Origin of the sequence: Pedobacter sp. Leaf132, assembly GCF_920984695.1 — a bacterium.
Lineage (GTDB): Bacteria > Bacteroidota > Bacteroidia > Sphingobacteriales > Sphingobacteriaceae > Pedobacter.
This window is the reverse complement of the sequence record NZ_CAKLBO010000009.1, coordinates 137,278-154,794: the sequence shown is the minus strand read 5'-3', so window position 1 is coordinate 154,794 and position 17,517 is coordinate 137,278. Positions and strand designations below refer to the sequence as shown.

The window sequence follows — 17,517 nt, the reverse complement described above, 5'->3', positions numbered from 1 at the left end:
ATTCTCTAATAAATCTCATTTTAATCGAGTTTTTTTCCAATAATGTTAGGTAAAATTCTAATTTTGTAATGCTTATAGTAAACATTTAATAATGGGTAGTTTATCATATCTTAGCGGCGAAAACGCCGAATATATAGATTCTTTATATCAGTCGTATCAGCAAGATCCTGAATCAGTTGAGTTTGGTTGGCAGAAATTTTTTGAAGGTTTTGATTTTGGAAGAGGTTCCGAAGCACCTTCCGTTACTGCCGAAACTCCAGAACATTTTTTAAAAGAGGTTAGTGTTTTAAATTTGATTGATGGTTACAGAAGCCGCGGTCACTTATTTACACACACAAACCCTGTTCGCGAAAGACGCAAACATCAGCCAACGCTAGACCTTTCTAACTTCGGACTTTCAGATGCAGATTTGGAAACCGTTTTTAACTCTGGTGTTGAAATTGGTATTGGCGCAGCAAAACTGAAAGATATTGTAGCTTTCTTAAAACAAACTTACACAAGCTCTATTGGAGCAGAGTTTAAGTTTTTACGTACACCAGAAGTTTTGAACTGGATTCAAGGCAAAATGGAAAGTGCTCGTAATACACCTAACTTTTCTATGGAGGAGAAAAAACGAATCCTTCGTAAATTAAATGAAGCGGTAAGTTTTGAAAATTTCTTAGGCACAAAATTTTTAGGTCAAAAACGTTTCTCTTTAGAAGGAGCGGAAGCTTTAATTCCGGCATTAGATTCAGTTATTGAAAAAGGTGCAGATTTAGGAATTGAAGAGTTTGTAATTGGTATGGCGCATCGCGGTCGTTTGAACGTGCTGGCCAATATTATGCAAAAAACCTACAAAGATATTTTTACCGAATTTGAAGGTAAAAGTTACAACCCTGATACACCTTTTGGTGGCGATGTAAAATATCACTTAGGTTATTCTACTGATGTAGCAACACTTTCAGGTAAAAGTGTTCACTTAAGTCTTTGCCCAAACCCTTCGCATTTAGAAACTGTTGATGGTGTGGTTGAAGGAATGAGCCGTTCGAAAATTGATTTTAAATATGGTGGCGATAACAGTCGTTTGGCTCCAATTTTAATTCATGGTGATGCTTCAGTTGCTGGTCAGGGCATTGTTTACGAAGTAATTCAAATGGCTGGTTTAGATGGTTACAAAACTGGTGGTACCATCCACTTGGTAATTAATAACCAAATTGGTTTTACAACAAATTATAAAGATGCTCGTACAAGTACTTATTGTACAGATATCGCTAAAGTAACTTTGTCGCCGGTTTTCCATGTTAATGGTGATGATCCTGAAGCTTTAGTTTATGCGATAAACTTGGCCATGGAATATCGTCAGAAATATAAAAACGACGTTTTCATTGATATTTTATGTTACCGTCGTTTCGGTCACAATGAGTCTGATGAACCTAAATTTACGCAGCCTTTATTGTACAAAACAATCGAAAAACACCCTAATCCACGGGAAATTTATATAGAGCAATTAACTAAAGAAGGTAAGTTAGAAGCTGGTTTGGCAAAAGAATTGGAAAAAGATTTCCGCGGAATTTTGCAAGAGCGTTTAAACGAGGCTAAAGAGTTTGTTGCAGGAGAAACTGAAGTAAAATTTGGTGGTGCATGGGCAGATTTGCGTATGGCTACGCCAAAAGATTTCGAAAAATCGCCAGTAACGGCTGTTAAAAAAGCTACTTTATTAGAAATTGGTAAGCGTATTACCACATTGCCATCAAACAAAAAGTTCTTCAAAAAAATTGAAAAATTATTTGCTGAACGTACAAAAATGGTTAACGAAACCAAAGTTTTTGATTGGGCAATGGGCGAACAATTGGCTTATGGTACTTTGTTATCAGAAGGCAAACGTGTTCGTTTAAGTGGCCAGGATGTTGAACGTGGTACATTCTCTCATCGCCATGCGGTATTAACTTTAGAAGATAGCGAGGAAGAATATGTACCATTAGCAAATATTTCAGACCAACAAGCTCCATTTGATATTTATAATTCACATTTATCAGAGTACGGTGTTTTAGGTTTTGAATATGGTTATGCAATGGCTAACCCAAATGCATTAACCATTTGGGAAGCGCAGTTTGGAGATTTCTTTAACGGAGCACAAATTGTAATCGACCAATATGTTGCCAGTGCAGAAACAAAATGGCAACGCGAAAACGGTTTGGTAATGTTATTGCCACATGGTTACGAAGGTCAGGGACCGGAGCATTCATCGGCTCGTATTGAGCGTTTTATGGAGCTTTGTGCAGATTACAATATGCAGGTAGTTAATTGTACTACGCCTGCAAACTTCTTCCACGTTTTACGTCGCCAGTTTAAACGCGATTTCCGTAAACCTTTGGTTGTGTTTTCTCCTAAAAGTTTATTGCGTCATCCGGCATGTGTTTCTAAATTAGATGAATTTACAGAGGGTGGCTTTAAAGAAGTGATAGACGATGTGAATGTTAAAGCTGCTGATGTTACCCGTGTAGTTTTCTGTAGCGGAAAAATTTACTACGAATTGCTTGAAAAACAACAGGCTGATAAGGTTAAACATGTTGCTGTTGTACGTGTTGAGCAATTATACCCAACACCGGTTGACCAAATGGAAGCAATTAAAGCAAAATATAAAAATGCAGACGAGATTTTCTGGGTACAGGAAGAACCAGAAAACATGGGCGCATGGCCATATTTATTCCGCAAATTATATAAAACTGGTTTAAAAGGTATTGATGTAATTTCTAGAAAAGAAAGCAGCAGCACAGCTACTGGTTTTGCTAAACAACATGCAAACCAGCAAGCTTATATTTTAGCTAAAGCTTTAGAACTTCCTGTTAAAAAAGAAGAAGTTAAAGAAGCCACTAAAAAGGCAAGTAAAAAAATGGCAGAAGCCGATTAAAAAATTCCAATAACCAAATTTCAATTCTCAAATTGCAATGTTTGATAATTGATTATGGAAATTGATGATTCAAAAATTGGTCATTATATAAAATTAGAGACATATATTAAACATTATGAGTTTAGAGATAAAAGTTCCACCAGTTGGTGAGTCGATAACTGAAGTTGTTTTATCACAGTGGTTAAAACAAGACGGCGACGTTGTTGAAATGGATGAAGTTATTGCTGAATTAGAATCAGATAAAGCGACATTCGAATTAACAGCTGAACAGGCTGGAACTTTAAGAACCATAGCTGCAGAAGGTGATACCCTGGCTATTGGCGCAGTAGTTTGTAAAATTGAAGATGGCGGTGCGGCTCCTGCTAAAGCTGATGCTCCAAAAGCAGAAGAAAAGGCAGTTGTTGCAGAAGATAAAACATCGGCTCCTGTTGCAGAAAAATCATCTGGCGAAAGCTATGCTGCCGGAACTCCATCACCTGCAGCTGGAAAAATTCTTGCTGAAAAAGGTATTGATGCTGGTGCTGTAAAAGGAACTGGTGTTGATGGTCGTATTACCAAGGATGATGCTGTTAAAGCGGAAGCTGGTAAAAAGGCAGAGGCGCCTAAAGTAAATGCAGCTCCTGCTGCTGCGGCTCCTGCTGGCGCACGTTCTGAGCGTCGTGAGAAAATGTCGCCATTACGTAAAACGGTTGCAAAACGTTTAGTTTCGGTAAAAAATGAAACGGCAATGTTAACTACATTTAATGAGGTTAACATGAAGCCGATTATGGATTTACGCGGAAAATATAAAGATTCTTTTAAAGAAAAATTTGGCGTTGGTTTAGGTTTTATGAGTTTCTTTACCAAAGCGGTAACAGAGGCTTTAAAAGATTTCCCTGCGGTAAATGCTCGTATAGATGGCGAAGAAATTGTTTACAATAACTTTGCTGATGTTTCTATCGCGGTTTCAGCGCCAAAAGGTTTAGTGGTTCCGGTTATTCGTAATGCAGAAAGCATGAGTTTGGCAGAAATTGAAAAATCTGTTATGGCTTTAGCTTTAAAAGCTCGTGATGGTAAATTAACTATAGAAGAGATGACTGGTGGAACTTTTACAATTACCAACGGTGGCGTATTTGGTTCGATGATGTCTACTCCGATTATTAACGCACCACAATCGGCTATTTTAGGTATGCACAATATTATTGAGCGTCCAATTGCTGAAAAAGGAGAAGTTGTAATTCGTCCGATGATGTACGTTGCATTATCGTATGACCATAGAATTATCGATGGACGTGAGTCGGTTGGTTTCTTGGTTCGCGTTAAACAGCTATTAGAAGACCCAGCAAGATTATTATTAGGCGTTTAGCTATTATCCTAAAGGGAACTTTACATATTTAAAGCCTCAACTTTTTAGTTGAGGCTTTTTTTTGTTTGTAAAAGGTAAATTCGTGCCTCGAGAGGACGGAATATTGGGCACAAAAAAAGCTTTGCAGTTATGCAAAGCTTTTTGTTTTATATAGATAGATGAATGTTGTTCTATATGATTACAAAATCAAAATCAATAATAAAATGATGATGATGATAGCACCAACTGAAAGATAAACACCACCAGAAACTGCACGTGCCTGACCTTTTAATTCTTTCAATTCGCTACGAAGTGCTTTACGTTCAGCTCTTGTTAAATTAGATTTATCCATGTCTCTAATTTCTTCAACACGGGTTTTAATTTTCTCTAATTGTAAAGCTTGTTCTGCCGTTAATTCAGTAGGGTTTTTTGCTCTTTTATCTGCGGCTTGAGCAGAATTAAAACTAATTGCCAAAGAAAAAACAAGGGCTAAGGTGTAAATGAATTTTTTCATAATTTATAAGTTTTTTAATGTTACAATGATACATAAACAAAAAACCTACCAAAATGTGTTGGTAGGTTATCAAAAAATAATAAAAAAAATTAAAAATCTTATTTTATTTCAAAAACTGCATTAACTGTAAAGTTTAATTTAATCTTTTTAAAGTCAATCTCCGGTGCACCACTTGCATCAGCCATTTCAGTTTTCATCATATAATTTCTGTAAACTGGTTGCATAACATTATCGCCACCATCTTGTATATCAATTACTGCACCTAATTTATCGCCAAGCGCCGCAACCATATAAGCTGCTTTTTCTCTTGCCGCTAAAAGCGCTTTAATTTTAAGGTCTTTTTTTAAGCTTTCAATTTTCGAATAATCATAGCTCTCTATGTTGGTGCTTGCAATACCTTTCGCATCTATAGCTTCAATAATCGAATTAAATTTATTTAAATCGCTAACTTTTAAACGGTATTGTTTGCTGGCTAAAAAATCAGGATTTTTCTTTTTTTCTGTTGCATAATTCCAACTGCTTAAATCACTTACCATTAAATTTTCTTTTGCAATTCCGGCTTTTTGTACCGCTGCATAAAGTTGTTTTTCCAATTCAGTAATTTCAACTTTTTTCTTTCCGTTTAAATATTCTTTTAGCGAAATACCAATGTAAATAATATCTGGAGTTACTTCTGTTTCTGCCGAACCGCTAACATTAATTTTTCTTCTTAAATCTGCTTGCTGCGCTTTAACTGTTGATAAACCTATCAATGTAACTAATGCAATTGCTATTAACTTTTTCATAATTCTGTTTTTTCTTTGTGTGTACTGTAATGATGTAAGCGCATAGCAAATTCCACACCGAGATTTAAATTTTTTTTTTGATTTTGGAAATGTACGGTTCTTTCTTTCATGGCAAATGTAGCCCTGCTATCGTTTCAAGCCGCACCCGAAAAAAATCGGGATGCGGGCTTTTACTCCTATCAGGTTTATTTACAGCAGATTGTATAGCTATGTAAAGCAATTTAACAAAAAGGTAAGTTACAGACCGTAGAGACATTATTATTTGTGCATTTTTTATTTGCAAATGAACTACAGTTTTTGAAAAATAAACCAGACAGAGCTAAATAGCCCGGAATGAAAGCGCAGCGAAATGAGGACTATAAGCGATGGCGGGACTGAAATAGCCAAAGCCAACAGGAACCTGCTTTTTTAAAATTTTAAAAAAAAGTTTTGATATCTCTTTAAAAGAAAAAAATGCGCCAGGTTTTATGCTTAAATAGACGGAATTATATATGTTTATAAAACCTTGCGCAGCAGAATTTTCTGCAGGTTGGAGATGGATTTACAATCTTAAAAATGTAAATCGAAAATTAAATTAAACTTTAGAAACTCTAACCGCAGTTGGACCTTTTTGACCCATTTCTACTTCAAAAGTAACTTTATCGCCCTCTTTAATTTGAGTTGTTAAACCATTAACGTGAACAAAAATACTGTCTTGAGTTTCTGTATTTTTGATGAAACCATAACCTTTACTATCGTTAAAGAATGTTACCGTACCTTTTTTAATCGGATTTTCATCAATAATATCTTCTTGTCTTGAAATACCAATCTGAATATCTTCAGTATTAATAACTTTCATTTTTTTAGGATCTGGTGGCGTAGAAGAAATGTTTCCATTTTCATCAACATAAGCCATCATATCTTCGAGCGCTAAACCTTTTTTTGCATTAGCCTGACGCTCTTCTTTTTTCTCTTGTTTGTCTTTTTGTTTTTTTAGTCGTTTTTTTTCGTTCTCTTTTTTACTATAAGTTGCCTGAGATTTAGCCATATTTTATTAATTATTTTGTTGTTAGAAAGGTGAGTGGAATGTAGAATTATACAAATATAGCATTACTTAAGCAGAAAAACTATTGTACAGGTACAGGGTTTTGTAATTATTGGGCAGATGACCACTCCGTTTTAGTAATTTCGTAAACGAAATTCCATTTTTTTGGTTCGCCATAATAAGCAACCTCTATTTCGCTAACTTTTTTAGCGCCAAGTTTCTCTGTAGCCTTCTGCGAACGGAAATTGGTTGCTCCAATATGTAAAATTATTTTATCTACAAATTTAAAGGCATGGTTAAACATTAAGGTTTTTAAAGCTCGATTGTGCTTTTTACCCCAAAAATCTCTACCAATGAAGGTATAACCAACCGCAACCGATTTATTGATTTCATCTAATTCATAAAACCTCGAACTGCCAACAACTTTGCCGCTTTGCTTTTCGTAAACGATAAAAGCACCACCAGATTCCATGGCGCCTTTAAAAAAGTTTTCAAAAACCGGGCGTTGGTAGCGGTTTTGATTCGGATGCTGCTCCCAAAGTAATGGGTCGTTTGCTACTTCGTAAAGTTTTTCAAAATCTGTGGCCCGCAAAGGCACAACGCTTAACAAGTCATCTTCTAAAATAGGTTGTAACTCAAAGTTCATAATTTAAGGAAATTAAAAACGGCTGGTTTATTCGCCAGCCGTTTAATATTTATAAGAGAAATTGTTTTAGATTTTTAATCTACTAAACCTTCAATTTTAACAACTTCGTTGGCATCTTTTTGATAATCAACTTTATCAACTTCAAAACCGAATAAGCTTAAGAAATCAGAACGGTAACCAGGTAAATCGCCAATTGCAGGTAAAGTTTCTGTTGTTGCTTCTTCCCAAAGTTTTGCAACTTTAGCCTGAACATCCTCACGCATTTCCCAATCATCAATTCTAATTCTTCCTTTTTCATCTACAGGAACTTCGCCACCTTTATACAATCTATCGGCAAATAAACGCTGAATTTGCTCAATGGTACCTTCATGTATGCCTTCCTCTTTCATTATTTTGTATAATAATGAAATGTAAAGTGGTATAACCGGAATAGCAGAACTTGCTTGCGTAACTAAAGCTTTGTTAACAGAAACGTATGCTTTTCCGTTAAGGTCTTTAAGTTTATCGCTGATTGTAGAAGCAGTTGCTTCTAAATCATCTTTAGCACGTCCAATGGTTCCTTTACGGTAAACTGGTTCGGTTAAAGCCGGGCCAATGTAAGAATAAGCCACTGTTGTTGCGCCTTCAGCCAATAGATTTTCTGCTTTTAAAGCATCAATCCACATGGCCCAATCTTCGCCACCCATAACGGCAACAGTATTTTCAATATCCTCATCAGTAGCAGGCTCGATAGAAATCTCGGTTACATTGCCTGTATGAAAGTCAACTGTTTTGTTTGTATATGTGCCACCGATTGGTTTTAACGTAGAACGATGCAGAACATCGGTGTTAGGGTTTTTTCTAACTGGCGAAGCCAAACTATAAATCACTAAATCTATCTGACCTAAATCAGCTTTGATTAAATCGATGGTTTTTTGCTTAATCTCATTTGAGAAAGCATCGCCATTAATACTTTTAGCATATAAACCAGCTGCATGCGCTTCTTTTTCGAAGGCTGCACTATTGTACCAACCTGGCGAAGCCGTTTTACCTTCAGATGGAGCTTTTTCGAAGAATACGCCAATTGTTGCTGCATTTGAGCCATAAGCCGCAGTAATTCTTGATGCTAAACCAAATCCGGTTGATGCACCGATTACCAAAACTTTGTTAGGACCGTTTACTTCGCCTTTTGATTTAACATATTCAATTTGGTTCTTTACGTTTTGTGCGCATCCATCTGGGTGAGCAGTTAAACAGATAAAGCCCCTCATTCTTGGTTCAATAATCATTGTTTTTTGATTTTATGTTTTTGTATTATTTTTCGGAAAATGATTACAATTGCCGAAATCTTTAACGAAGATAAATTTTTAATCGCTTAACGCTAAATGAAATTTAAATAAACCTAAATCTGTAAGCGATAAAATCTTGCTCCAATATTAAATTAAAGTTAAGTTTAGCGCTTAATATAAATTTTCTAATTTAGCGCAACACAGATAAAACCGTATACCTTTTATGAAAAAGCCACTATTGCTTGCCATAGTTTTGCTAATGGTTGTTGGCAAGCTTTCTGCCCAAACGCAAAACCAAAATACCGGTTGGTTCATGTTTGTAAACAATACAAAGTTTAATGAAAAATGGGGTTTGCAATTTGATTTTCAAGTTCGCTCTGCAGATAAATGGGATCATGTTAGAAACACGCTTGTTAGACCAGCGCTACAATATTTCATCAACAAAAACAGTAATGTTGCCTTAGGTTATTTATGGCAAACTACACAGATGTTTCCGGCAGGTAGCGATGCCGCAGTTTCATTAAATGAACACCGTATATTTGAGCAATACATTTACAATCACAAAATTAAATCTGTTTTTGCAAGCCATCGTGTAAGGTTGGAGCAGCGGTTTATTGGTAGAACTGGCAACGAAGAATTGTTTTCGCAACGCTTTAGATACTTTTTCAGGTTAATTCAGCCTCTGCAAAAAACAGAAGAAACTTTTACAAAAGGTGCGTTTGTGGCGTTGCAGAATGAGGTTTTCTTAAACCTTCAAAATAAGGATGAATTAAATGGGTACGTATTTGACCAAAACAGAACCTATTTAGCACTGGGCTACCGTTTCTCCAAAAAGTTTGATATTGAAGCGGGTTACATGAACCAGGCTTCAAAAGGTAGAATCAATAATACAGTAAATAACATTGTTCAACTGGCTTTATACACCAAGTTCTAATCTGATTTTAATGATTTAAAGTCATATTTTATATCCGAACTGTTACAATATGTTAAATCACTTGTAATATTTCGAGGTTTTTGCTCAATTTGCCGAGTGAAAAAGTTCTCCGTATTATTTTTAGCGCTCTTGTTTGGTAAGCGTATGCAGGCACAAGAGCTAAGGCCTTCATCTGTTAGCAATACACCAATTTCAAAAAGCCTGTTTAATCCGGAGCACAGAAGGAATTTTTCTCGCAAGGGCGATTTTTATTTTCATTGGGGCTACAACAGTTCCTGGTATGGCAAAAGCGATATCCGTTTTGAAGGGCCAAATTACGATTTTACGCTTAGCGATGTAACCGCCCGAGATAGGCAATCGAAATTAAGTTGGAGTTATTTAAATCCCAGTTTGATAACTGTTCCTCAATATAACATTAGAGCAGGGTATTTCATTAAAGATAATTACAGTATTTCCATTGGTTGGGACCACATGAAATACGTGGTTGATATTCCTCAAACGGTTGCCATAAATGGGTATATTGGTTCGAATATTTCGCATGATAATGCACCAACAGGTAGTTTGGCAGGTACTTATAATGGGCAAATTATAAACGTTAAAGAAAGTATGTTAACCTACGAACATACTGATGGCTTTAATTATGCAAATATAGAAGTAGAACGCTATGATGATATTTGGGTTGCCCCGAGTGGAAATACTTCTTTAACATTAGAAACCGGTTTAGGTGGCGGTTTATTGGTTCCACGTTCTGATGTTCGTTTATTCGGGCAAGGCCGAAATAACCACTTTAGCATTTCTGGCTACGGTGTTTCTGCAAAAATTGGATTAAAGTTTTACGTTTGGAAACACATTTATCTGCAGAACACAACGAAAGTTGGCGCTACAAATTTAACCAATGTACATACCACAGGGTGGGATGAATTAGATAAAGCAAGCCAAAAAATTAATTACCTGGAAAATATGTGGGTAATTGGTTTTCAGTTTTAAGCATTTTTTTTTTGTAAAAAAAACGCCCTGTTGTTTAATCAGAGCGTTTTGATATAATTTATAACTGGTTATATTTTTCTAACTCGGCCAGAACCTACAATGGTTTTATCTACGTGTGCATTACCCGAATAATTTACACTCCCCGAACCGCTAATTACGGCTCTAATGTTTTCTTCGGCATTAATATTAACTGTACCAGAACCACTAATTGTTGAAGTTAAATCATTTACAGAGAAGCTTTTGCCAGCGAAGCTACCAGAGCTGCTGATTACAATTTTAGCTCTGTCAGAACTTCCGGTAATATTCAAAGAGCCTGAGCCACTAATTACACCGTTATAATTATCTACATCGGCATTAGCTTTAATGCTACCAGAACCGCTCAAAGTTGTCGTTAATTCATTCGTAGAGATTTTTCCCTTAACTTCTAAACTTCCAGAACCGCTCATGGTTAAGCTCTTGATAGATTTTGCAGTAATATAAGCTGTAATTTTTTTATCCTCATATTTTTTAGACCAGCTTGTTACACTATTCTCTGGACGAATAATTAGAATATTGCCTTTAACTTCGGTAATGATGGTTGTAATGGCTTCAGCATCACCTTCAAAACGGCAGCTTTCTGTATTGCCTAAAGTTATAATCACATTTATTGGTCCGGCGGATGCAATTCCGCTAAAGTTTCTTACATCCCTATCATCAGATTTTTTAGATGTTGAAATGGTGATTTCAGTTTTTGCGAATGTGTTTAAACTAGTTGCTGTTATTAAGGCAGCAAATGCAAGGGCGAATATTTTTTTCATAATTGAGGTTTAAGTTTTTTATTCCATCGATTTAATGGATTTTCTTAATAAGACGATCCTTTTTGCTAAAAGTTGCACCAGCTTAAATCTTTTTGTTTATCTGGCTGATAAATTATTTATCCTTTTTTTGTTTTGATGTAAAAAAGCGGATCGTTTTTAAAATTATCAGCATTTACGCTACTATCAACTTTTATGGTTTTCCAATCGTTTGATGGCTTAATTAAAGTATAAATTCCATTTTTTAAAGTTACCCTAACAGGCATGTCAAATCCTTTAACATCTGTTATCCAACGGTAAGAAAGTACATTGTTGTTAATTTTATATTCTAAAACCGGAATATTAGTGTGGCGTAGGTATTGGTCAAAAATCTTTGCCAGCTTCAATCCACTTTGTTTAGAGATGTAATTTTCAATTTCAGCCGTTGTAACCGTTTTGTGGTAAAAAGTTTTATTCAATCCACGCAAAATTTGCCTGAATTTTTCATCGTTATTTATCAACTGGCGGATGGTGTGAATTAAATTTGCACCTTTTGGGTACATATCTCCAGAACCTTCTTTGTTAACACCATAAGAGCCAATAACCGGAACATCATTTTTGATTATTTTTTGTAAACCGATGGCATATTCATTTGCTGCGGTTTTATTTTCTGTACATTCTGTAAATAAAACCTCCGAATAATTTGTAAAACCCTCGTGTACCCACATATCAGCTATATCTTTTGAGGTAATGTTATTCCCAAACCATTCGTGTCCGCTTTCGTGGATGGTGATGAAATCCCACTTTAGTCCATGTCCGGTGCCGCTTAAATCTCTGCCTAAGTATCCTTTTTCAAATTGATTGCCGTAGGCAACTGCGCTTTGATGTTCCATACCTAAGTGCGGCGCCTGTACAAGTTTATAGCCGTCTTTATACCAGGGATAAGGTCCGAACCAATTCTCAAAGCATTTTAGCATTGGTTTTACATCTGCATCCCAATGTGGACGGGCTTTGGCGCTATCGGTTTTTAAAGCCCAGTAATCGATACTTAACTTTCCGTTTTCACCGTCAAAACTGTCCGTCCAATGTGAGTATTTGCCAATGTAAAAACTTACATCGTAGTTGTTAATTGGATTGCTTACCAGCCAATTGTATTGCTTGTAGCCATCTGGTTTATCTACGGTGTTTAATAATCTTCCGTTAGAAATTTCTTGTAAATCTTTTGGAACGCTGATGCTGATTTTCATGCTGTCCACTTCATCGCTTTGGTGATCTTTGTTGGGCCACCAAACACTTGCACCTAAGCCCTGGCAAGCTACAGATACAAATGGATTGCCGTCAGCATCTTTTTTAAAAATGAAGCCTCCATCCCAAGGAGCCTTTTTTGCTACACGAGGATTGCCTGAATAAAACACGGTAAATTTTTCTTTGCTGCCTTTTTTAATCGCCTTAGGAAAAGTTATAAATACAGCATTATATTCTCGTGTAAAACTCAGGTCTGTTCCGTTAAAAGCTACCCGCTCAACTTTTAAATTCGAGAATAAATCAAATTGAAGTTTAGTAAAATCCTGCGTAGCAGTAAATGCAAATTCATTACTACCCGAAACGGATTTTTGGTCGATATCTATTTTAACATCCAAATGGTAAAAATTAATATCATAACAAGTTCTAAGCGGTGTTAATGTGCCGCGTAAACTATCTGCTCTAGAATTTTCCTGGTTTTTGCCAAGCATTTGTGCTTTTACGCTGGATAGGCATAAAGCGAAGGCAATTATTGTGATTATTTTTTTCATTATGTTTATTCTACATCATGACGAGGCACGAAGCAATTTCGCAAACAAATTAAAACCCATTAAGATTGGATTGCTTCGTGCCTTGCAATGACGACCGTTTTAGTGATTAATTTGTACCTATATTCTATTTCAAAACCGATACCGAAATGTACGAGCTATTAGAAGTATCGTGAAAAATTTTATGTGTGGCTTTCTGGAAATCAGAAGGCTCAGCCTCGTAAATGTTCATAAATTTTTGTGGGTTTCTATCTGCCAAGGGGAACCATGAATTCTGAATTTGTATCATAATTTTATGTCCTTTTTTAAAAGTGTGTGCCACATCTGGTAAGGCGTAATTAACCTTTGTAATTTGGCCGGGTACAAAGGCTTCAGGTTTTTCAAAGCTATTGCGATATTTTCCCCTCAAAATTTCACCTCTAACCAACATTTCATAACCGCCCATCATAATGTTTTTTGGGTTAGGGATTGGATTTGGTTCATTTTCAGGATAAACATCAATTAACTTTACTACATAATCAGCATCTGTTCCGGTTGTAGAAACAACAAGATTTGCTAAAACCGGACCGGTTAGAGTAATGTCCTCATTTAAAGCATCGGTTTGATATACTTTTACATCTGGCCTGCGAGCTGCAAAACGCTGGTCATCAATCATATATTCTCTTGTGCGTTTTGCTTGTATGCCATCCTGATAAGGAACCGGATTATTAGGGTCGCTTACATATTCGTCCCAACTATCGGTTCTGCCTACTTTTTCAAAAGCCAGTTTTCCATTAGGGTGTAAATAAAGGTTTTTCGTTTCAACCTCTTGCGGTGGCCAGCTTGTAAATTGCTTCCACTCATTGCTTCCGGTAACAAAAATATTAGCTTCAGCTGCTTTAAAGTCACCTTCTCCTTTTAAGTAATGTTTAAAGAAAGGCAGTTCAAATTGTTGCTGGTAATCAATGCTTGTCTTCTTTTCGAATTTAATATCGCCAAAAGAAGAGCCATCACTACGTACCCAACCACCATGAAACCAAGGGCCTGCAACCAAAATATTATTTGTATTTGGATTTTGCTTTTCGATGGCTTTGTAAGTTGCAAAGGTTCCGTATGCGTCTTCGGCATCAAAGAAACCACCTACAACCATAACTGCAGGTTTTACATTTTTTAAATGAGGCAGAATATACCTTGCTTTCCAAAATGTATCCAGATTTGGATGCTTTACCAAGTCATTCCAGAACTTAATGCTATCTGCAAAATATTTATCTTTTAAATTTTTAACCGATCCTGCTTCCAAATAAAAACGGTAATTATCCTGGATAGGAAACTGAAAACTTTTTGGGCCTTTATCTGGTGTGATTGGTTTTGGGCGAGGAACCCCAAAGCTGCTCATAAAGCTAAAAGCATCCATTACAAACAAAGTTCCGCCGTGATGAAAATCATCTCCAATAAACCAATCGGTTACTGGTGCTTGTGGTGAAACGGCTTTTAGTGCCGGGTGTGCATTGGGTAAGGAGGTTGTAGAATAAAAACCTGGATAAGAAATGCCATAAATACCTGCATTTCCATTGTTGTTTTTGATGTTTTTTACCAGCCAGTCAATCGTATCGTAAGTATCGGTACTTTCATCAATATCTTTCTTGCCCTTTTTTAATGTCTGCGGACGAATATCCTCAAAAGTACCCTCGCTCATCCATTTTCCTCTTACATCCTGATAAACGAAGATAAAGCCTTCACGCATCATTGCAGGAAAATTTCCTAAACTCAGTTTATATTTATCTTCACCATAAGGTGCTACTGTGTAAGGCGTTCTGTTTATTAAAAAGGGATATTTTTTGGTTTGATTTTTGGGTATGTAAATCGAAGTAAAAAGCTTAACCCCATCACGCATAGGTATTTGTCGCTCTATTTTTGTGTAGTTCGCAATAACATAAGCAGAATCGCTCTGTTGAGCCATTATGGAATTAGAAAGCAGCAAGCAAACGATAAAAGATAAAATTTTTGTAAGGTTCATTTAACAGTTGATTTTTTAGGAATAATTTTTAAATATAGAGATTAGCCGAATAATTTGGAAAAAGCCATGGTAAAAGGTTTGTTAAATGCCCGCTGCTAAACCGTCATTCCATTATCAGAATTTAGTTAAATTAATTTAAGTCATAATCTTTTGTAGATTTTCATCGTCATATAAATAATTGAATAAAACACCATAAAATGAAAAGGTTATTAAGTAAAGGATTGGTTGCTTTTGCTGTAGCAGCAATTGTTGCAACTTTTAGTGTAGAAAGTGCTTCGGCCCAACGGCCAAGTAGGGGCGGGAGTGCAGGCGGAGGAGGTTTTTCCGGTGGAGGCCGTTCCGGTAGTGTAAGTCCATCAAGAGGTGGTGGCTTTTCCCGTCAACCATCTATGCAAGCGCCATCAAATAATAGAATTTCTCAGGCTCCAAATCGTGGTAATTATAGCTATGGTGGCAGGCCAGAGCGACCAGGTTATCGTTTAAACAATGGTTACAGAAATGGGTATAATTATCGCCCGGGCTATCGTTTTAGCCCCGGTTACCGCTTTTACGGTCGCCCAAATTATGGATATTACAATTTTTACAGGCCCTTCATCGGTTTCCGTTTAAATGTATTACCATTTGGTTATTACCCGTTTTTTTATGGTCAAAACCAATATTATTATTCTGGCGGATTATTTTATCGTCAATATGAAAATAATTATCAGGTAGTTACGCCACCAGTTGGTGCCGAAGTTCCAAACTTGCCTGAGGATGCTAATTTGGTAACGATTGATGGTGTTGATTATTACGAATTGAAAGGCGTTTACTACACTCAAAGCACTAATAAAGATGGTAAAACTGTGTATGTTGTAGCCGGTAAAGATGGCGTTCTAAATACAACCGATGGGCCGGTGGTTACACATCAAATTGGAGATATCATCTCGGTTTTACCAGATGGATGCAGAGAAGTTATTATTAAAAATGATAAATATTTTGTTTCTCCTGATGATGTTTATTACGAAGAGGTTATTGATGGTAATAAAACCAGCTACCGTGTAATTGGGAAGTTGGATTAATTAATGATGACGGTTTATAAGCTGTATCAGAATTGATTTTTATAGTTAAATGAATAATATTTCGATTGACGTCATGCTCAGCTTGACTGGGCATCGTAATGCATATTATATTGTACATTGTTGTGCTTTAAGATTCCCGCCTTCGCGGGAATGACGAAACTTCTAAAATTACTTCTTTAAAATCTATCAATTTCTGTTTTTGATACAGCTTCTTTTTATTTAGCTAAAAACTATATTTTTGCTTCAAAACAAAATCTTTTGAGAATATTATCAGCTAAAATCTCCCTCCTTTATATTATTTTAATCGGGCTTTTAACTTCTTGCTCAACTAATCGTTACGCAACCGAAAAGAATAAAGAAACTTCTATTTCAGCGCTTAAGTTTTTAGATGATTATGCTTTACCTGTTGATGCGCAATTTAAAGGAACTGCAGTTGGTGGTTTATCGGGCATAGACTATGATGCAAAAAATAACCGTTATTTCTTCATTAGTGATGATCCAAGTCAATTCAGCCCTGCCCGGATTTACACAGGCAATATCAAAATCCAGAATAATAAAATTGATACTGTAGAAATAAATGGAATTATTCCCATTCATCAGGAAGATGGGCAAGAATATCCAAAATATGGAACGGTAAAAAATCTTAAAGCAGATGGCGAATCGGTTCGTTTTAATCCTATTAATAATCAATTGATTTGGAGCAACGAAGGCGAAAGGTTATTTAAAAATGGAGACTCACTAATTATTCAGCCTGCTTTAACATTTATTTCTTCTGATGGAAAATTTTTAGATACCATTCCGTTGCCAAAAGGTTTTTATTTTACCAAAGGCGCAAATGGACCACGTAAAAATGCGCTTTTTGAAGGCTTAACTTTTGCCGATAATTACAAAACACTTTATGCAAGTTTAGAAGAACCATTGTATCAGGATGGGAAACCGGCTTCGTTTGGTTTTGGTGGCGCAATAACCCGAATTTTAAAGTTCGATACGAAAACAAAAAAGAATACGGCCCAATATGCTTACAATTTAGGCGAATTACCGATAGAGCCAACCGTTCAAAGTGATTGGAATGTGAATGGAATTTCCGAAATTCTGGCGGTAAATGACCATATTTTACTGGTAATGGAAAGGGCCTGGGCAAAAGGGCACGACGACCATACGTACATCAAGTTGTATCTGGTAGATTTGAATAGTGCAGAAAATGTGATAAAAAATGAATCGTTCGTAAAAAATCCACCCAAAATCTTAAAAAAGAAACTTCTATTTGATTTTGATACCATAGATAAACACATTGATAATTTTGAAGGTGTAACTTTTGGACCAAATTTACCGAACGGACATAAAACTTTAATTTTCTGCGTAGACAATAACTTTTCCAAAATTCAAACTCAGCAATTTTTCCTGTTTGAGGTGCTGCCTTAATGGCTATTGTTGCAGCTTAGTCTAATTATTTTTCCTCTCTTTTAAAATGCAGTATTCAGCTTTTTAATGTTATAGCTTTTGCTATTACTTGCCATGGGCAAACACA

General features: G+C 36.0%; 14 protein-coding genes. 6 read left to right on the top strand and 8 right to left on the bottom strand.

Going from position 1 to position 17,517, the window contains the following annotated elements; genetic code table 11:
- Positions 1–91: 91 nt before the first annotated feature.
- The gene (locus LUA86_RS15735; RefSeq protein WP_231464437.1) at positions 92–2,890 is read left to right on the top strand and encodes a 2-oxoglutarate dehydrogenase E1 component; all 2,799 of its coding nucleotides are present in this window, start codon (positions 92–94) and stop codon (positions 2,888–2,890) included.
- 115 nt (positions 2,891–3,005) lie between these two features.
- Positions 3,006–4,235, top strand: coding sequence for a 2-oxoglutarate dehydrogenase complex dihydrolipoyllysine-residue succinyltransferase (gene odhB, locus LUA86_RS15730; RefSeq protein WP_231464434.1), 1,230 nt, complete (start codon positions 3,006–3,008; stop codon positions 4,233–4,235).
- A 178-nt stretch (positions 4,236–4,413) separates the two neighbouring features.
- Here odhB and LUA86_RS15725 read toward each other — a convergent pair whose 3' ends face one another.
- From LUA86_RS15725 to fabV, 5 genes are all read right to left on the bottom strand, one after another.
- Positions 4,414–4,728: a hypothetical protein gene (locus LUA86_RS15725; protein ID WP_231464432.1), complete on the bottom strand. Its 315-nt coding sequence runs from the start codon at positions 4,726–4,728 to the stop codon at positions 4,414–4,416.
- A gap of 98 nt (positions 4,729–4,826) precedes the next feature.
- Complete coding sequence (locus tag LUA86_RS15720; protein ID WP_231464429.1) at positions 4,827–5,513, bottom strand: SIMPL domain-containing protein; 687 nt, start codon at positions 5,511–5,513, stop codon at positions 4,827–4,829.
- Positions 5,514–6,087: 574 nt separating this feature from the next.
- Positions 6,088–6,540 (bottom strand): cold-shock protein, encoded by a 453-nt coding sequence (locus LUA86_RS15715; RefSeq protein WP_231464426.1) that lies wholly within the window; start codon positions 6,538–6,540, stop codon positions 6,088–6,090.
- A 106-nt stretch (positions 6,541–6,646) separates the two neighbouring features.
- A complete protein-coding gene (locus LUA86_RS15710) occupies positions 6,647–7,183 on the bottom strand; it encodes a GNAT family N-acetyltransferase (protein ID WP_231464424.1) in 537 nt (178 codons plus the stop codon).
- A 74-nt stretch (positions 7,184–7,257) separates the two neighbouring features.
- Positions 7,258–8,451, bottom strand: coding sequence for an enoyl-ACP reductase FabV (fabV, locus tag LUA86_RS15705; RefSeq protein ID WP_231464421.1), 1,194 nt, complete (start codon positions 8,449–8,451; stop codon positions 7,258–7,260).
- A 223-nt stretch (positions 8,452–8,674) separates the two neighbouring features.
- On the opposite strand from fabV, the gene LUA86_RS15700 reads away from it, so the two are divergent.
- A complete protein-coding gene (locus LUA86_RS15700) occupies positions 8,675–9,385 on the top strand; it encodes a DUF2490 domain-containing protein (protein ID WP_231464419.1) in 711 nt (236 codons plus the stop codon).
- A 96-nt stretch (positions 9,386–9,481) separates the two neighbouring features.
- Positions 9,482–10,372: a hypothetical protein gene (locus LUA86_RS15695; RefSeq protein ID WP_231464416.1), complete on the top strand. Its 891-nt coding sequence runs from the start codon at positions 9,482–9,484 to the stop codon at positions 10,370–10,372.
- A 68-nt stretch (positions 10,373–10,440) separates the two neighbouring features.
- Here the strand turns inward: LUA86_RS15695 and LUA86_RS15690 are convergent, their stop codons facing one another.
- The 3 genes from LUA86_RS15690 to LUA86_RS15680 all read right to left on the bottom strand — a co-directional run bounded on the left by LUA86_RS15690 (position 10,441) and on the right by LUA86_RS15680 (position 14,931).
- Complete coding sequence (locus LUA86_RS15690) at positions 10,441–11,169, bottom strand: head GIN domain-containing protein (RefSeq protein ID WP_231464414.1); 729 nt, start codon at positions 11,167–11,169, stop codon at positions 10,441–10,443.
- 116 nt (positions 11,170–11,285) lie between these two features.
- The gene (locus LUA86_RS15685) at positions 11,286–12,938 is read right to left on the bottom strand and encodes a M1 family metallopeptidase (RefSeq protein ID WP_231464412.1); all 1,653 of its coding nucleotides are present in this window, start codon (positions 12,936–12,938) and stop codon (positions 11,286–11,288) included.
- Positions 12,939–13,062: 124 nt separating this feature from the next.
- Positions 13,063–14,931 carry a CocE/NonD family hydrolase gene (locus tag LUA86_RS15680; RefSeq protein ID WP_231464409.1) on the bottom strand — a complete coding sequence of 623 codons (1,869 nt, stop codon included), beginning with the start codon at positions 14,929–14,931 and terminating at the stop codon, positions 13,063–13,065.
- Between the two features lie 197 nt (positions 14,932–15,128).
- Between LUA86_RS15680 and LUA86_RS15675 the strand changes: the two genes are divergently transcribed.
- Positions 15,129–15,989 carry a DUF6515 family protein gene (locus tag LUA86_RS15675; RefSeq protein ID WP_231464407.1) on the top strand — a complete coding sequence of 287 codons (861 nt, stop codon included), beginning with the start codon at positions 15,129–15,131 and terminating at the stop codon, positions 15,987–15,989.
- A 258-nt stretch (positions 15,990–16,247) separates the two neighbouring features.
- Positions 16,248–17,411, top strand: coding sequence for an esterase-like activity of phytase family protein (locus LUA86_RS15670; protein ID WP_231464406.1), 1,164 nt, complete (start codon positions 16,248–16,250; stop codon positions 17,409–17,411).
- Positions 17,412–17,517 lie beyond the last annotated feature (106 nt).